Origin of the sequence: Mycobacterium sp., assembly GCF_032161845.1 — a bacterium.
Classification (GTDB): Bacteria; Actinomycetota; Actinomycetes; order Mycobacteriales; family Mycobacteriaceae; genus Mycobacterium.
In genome coordinates this window covers 1-3,447 of record NZ_JAVRQA010000304.1, presented here as the reverse complement: position 1 = coordinate 3,447, position 3,447 = coordinate 1, and the positions used below count along the sequence as shown (strand labels likewise).

Sequence of the window (3,447 nt, the reverse complement as noted above, 5' to 3'; positions counted from 1 at the left end):
AGCCTCGGTCGTGACATCGTCATGTCCTGCTGCAGCACTTCGTGTAACAGGACCCACGCCCCCAACGAACGACCGTTCTCATGCTTCACAGGCAACTACCAGCGATAAGTCGGAAATGCACGAAATGGAAAACACCGCAATGGCGTCACTGAGACTGAGCCTTCACTTCGAAGGCTTCTCCCAGCCGTGGACCCAAACCATGCCGTTGGCTGCACATCGATCGCCCGTCGACGGAGGCGGCTACGAATTCCCTGCCCATTTCAACGATGTGAGGGCGGACGAGTTCTGGGTCGCGTCGAGCAATACCCACGGCACCGGCGGGGACGGCAACCAGTTGTTCGCCTACGACATGGTCGTGCAGCAGTGGAATCCCGACGCCAATTCCAACCCAGAGTTGTTGCCCGGCGTCGACGATACGGAGAACAAGCACTTCCGGATCTGGCGCAAGAAGCTCTACGCGATGGCTGACGGCCTCGTGCTCCTCTGCCCCCGAGGAGCGGCCTACCGATAGATGCCGACTACAGAACCCGACGTGGTCGGGGCGAGTTTGCGCAGAGTCACGCGACGAGCGGCCATGGGTTCCCCCCGGATGTCGCGCGCTGTGCGCGAGATCGCGGCGCGGGTCGGCGAACCGTTCCCAGTCGCGGGCTTGCAGGGCAGAGCCGTCGCGATTGCTGTAATTTGCGGTATCGGCTTGGCCGCAGTCGCGACATCTCGGGGCGTGACCTGCAGGACGTCGAGGATCGACTGAACTTGCATCTAGCGACCCGGATTGTCCGCGTTGCCGGGGTGCCGTTGCCACAGGAAGAAAAGGGGCCGTAGGCGCGGGAGCGCCATTAGGCCCATGGACTTCAGCACGATCGCGCAGCTTGTGCGGGACAAGAAGATTCGGACCCCGACGCGGAGCTGTTGAGCCAGTACCCCGTTCCGGAACGACAAAAATCGCCGTTCCGCGTCGTGGGCGTGGCTGCCATCGGCGGTGGGGTGACCGACCAGGACGGCTGAAGTGACGCGGTCCGCGCCCCTACACGCGGTGCATCGGCCACCAGCTCGCCTCCCCCAGCAGCGTCGCGATGGCAGGCACGGTCAGCGTACGCACGACGAACGTGTCCAGCAGCAGACCGCATCCGATGATGAAGCCCATCTGCACCATGATTCCAATAGAGCCCACCATCAGCCCGAACATGCTTGCCGCGAAGATCAATCCGGCCGACGTGATGACCGAGCCGGTACTGGCGACGGTGCGCATCACTCCCACTCGGATGTTGTTGGCCGATTCCTCGCGAAGGCGCGAGATGAGCAGCATGTTGTAGTCGGCTCCCACAGCCACGAGGATGATGAACGATAGCAGCGGGACGGGCCACGCGATGTCGTGGCCCAGTCCGTACTGAAAGACCAACACGCCCATGCCCAGTGCGGCCGCGTAGTTGAGCACGACGGTGGCCAGCAGATAGATCGGTGCAAGCACCGCCCGCAGCAGCGCGACCAGGATCAAGGCCACGATGACGAGGGTCGCGATGGCCAGTTGTAGAAAGTCCCGCACCATCAACCGTTGGATGTCGGAGTTGATGGCCGGGAATCCCGCAATGGATACCTTGGTGTTGGCCAGCGACGTGTTGGGTGTCGCCGCCGTTGCGACGTCGGTGATGTGCTGCCCGAGCGTCATCGCCTCGGCGGTGTAGGGATCGAAGCCGGACTCGATGACGAATCGCGCTGTTCTTCCGTCGGGCGAGATGAATTGCCGGGCAACGTCGGCGAACTGTCGATCCTGCAACGCATTCGGCGGCAGATAGAAGCCCGTCGCCGCGTCCGATCCAGCCGTGCCGCGCGCCGAGTCCTGCAGTTGTGCCGCAATCTGACTCATGCCGCCCAGCATTTCGATGTTGCTGTCGACCAGGGTGTGCACGCCGACGGCCAGCGCCCGCGCACCCGAGGCGAGCCGTCCGATGCCGCCCTGCATTTGTGCGATCTGGGCGGACGGGTCGGCGCCCGGACCACCGAGGACGTTCATGCTCCTGTCGAGGGTGCCCGCGGCGACCTGCAACTGGGTGATCGTCGTCGACACCGAGGAATTCGAGGTCTGCGCGGTCAATTCATCGCTCAGATCGGCGATTTGATCGAAGAAACCGTCTTGGCGGAGTGTCACCAGTGTCTGGACGTGGTCACGTAACGCCCCACACTCCGGTGTCGCCGCGCAGAGGGGCGAGGCGCCGAGCGTGGCCGTCAGCGGTTCGATGACGGCGATCGCGCCTCCCGCCCGTTCAGCGAGCGGGCGTATCTGCAACCCGTCCTTGACGATGCGGTCGACGTTGGGCCCCATGGTATTTAGCTGCTGCAGTGCCGGCCGGTAGCGCTGAATCGTCTGACCCGCCTGCTTTGCCTGATCGAGCAAACCGGTCAGCGGCCCCAACGCGGATCGCACGCTGGTATCGAGCCGGGTGAGACCGTCGGCCAACTGATCGGCGCCGTCCGTCAGCCTCGCCAGATCACCCTTGCGGGCATCGCCGTCGGCGACGGCATCCGCGAGTTTGTCGCCGATCTGTCCGTTCTGCCACGACAGCTGTGCCTGATCCAGCCGCTTCCCAGTCGGGCGGGTGACGCCGACGATGCGATCGACCCCGGGTATCTGGGAGACCCGGGAGGCCATTTCCTCGAGATCGGCGAGCCCCCTGCCGGTACGCAGGTCCGTCGGCGACTCAACCAGGAGGAACTCCGAGATGATGACGTCCTTGGGAAAGTGACTGTCCAACAAGCGATATCCCTCGTTGCTGGCAGTGCTGGATGGTTGCCCCTTGCGGTCGTCGTAGGTCATGCGCAGTGTGAGCGCCACGCCGCCAAGTGCCAGGAGCAGCACGAGACTGAACACCAACAGCGGCACCGGCTTTCGGACCACCGTCACCGCGACCCGGTTCCAGTAGGCGCGCGTCCGGTCCTTTCGGGGTTCGCCAATGCCGCGCTTGGCCGCCAGCACCAGCACCGGCGGCAGCAGCGTCACCGTCGCCAGGCACCCAACCAGTACCGCCACCGCACACGCGGGGCCCGAGGTGGCAAAGATGGTCAACGTTGCGAACGCCATGGCCAGGAACGCCAGGGCAACGGTCGCCGCCGAGGCCAGGATGACACGCCCGATCGTCGCCGTCGCGTTGATCACGGCCTGATCCACAGCCACGCCCTGCCGTCGTTGCTCGTGGTACCGGCTGATCAGGAACACCGAATAGTCGGTGCCTGCGCCAAGCAGGATCACCGTCATGAACGCGATGGTGAACTGCGAGACCGGCATGCCCAGTTCGCCTAGCGCCGAGAGGACGCCTCGCCCGACGCCCAGGCTCACGCCGATGACGAGCAACGGCAGCAGCGCGGTGAACACCGAGCGGTAGACCAGCAGCAGGATCGCCGCGATCAGACCGGCGGTCGCCAGCGAGATGAACAGCAGATCCCTTTCCGCCG

General features: G+C 64.6%; 3 protein-coding genes. 2 read left to right on the top strand and 1 reads right to left on the bottom strand.

The window, feature by feature from the left end; all coding sequences use genetic code 11:
• The first annotated feature begins 139 nt into the window (after positions 1-139).
• Together QOD90_RS16640 and QOD90_RS16635 are read left to right on the top strand one after the other, a co-directional pair.
• Positions 140-511 carry a hypothetical protein gene (locus tag QOD90_RS16640; protein WP_526351614.1) on the top strand — a complete coding sequence of 124 codons (372 nt, stop codon included), beginning with the start codon at positions 140-142 and terminating at the stop codon, positions 509-511.
• A 170-nt stretch (positions 512-681) separates the two neighbouring features.
• The gene (locus QOD90_RS16635) at positions 682-822 is read left to right on the top strand and encodes a helix-turn-helix domain-containing protein (RefSeq protein WP_526351612.1); all 141 of its coding nucleotides are present in this window, start codon (positions 682-684) and stop codon (positions 820-822) included.
• A 202-nt stretch (positions 823-1,024) separates the two neighbouring features.
• On the opposite strand, the gene QOD90_RS16630 is transcribed toward QOD90_RS16635, so the two are convergent.
• The coding region (locus QOD90_RS16630) for an MMPL family transporter (RefSeq protein WP_526351610.1) at positions 1,025-3,447 on the bottom strand (2,423 nt) is incomplete at its 5' end.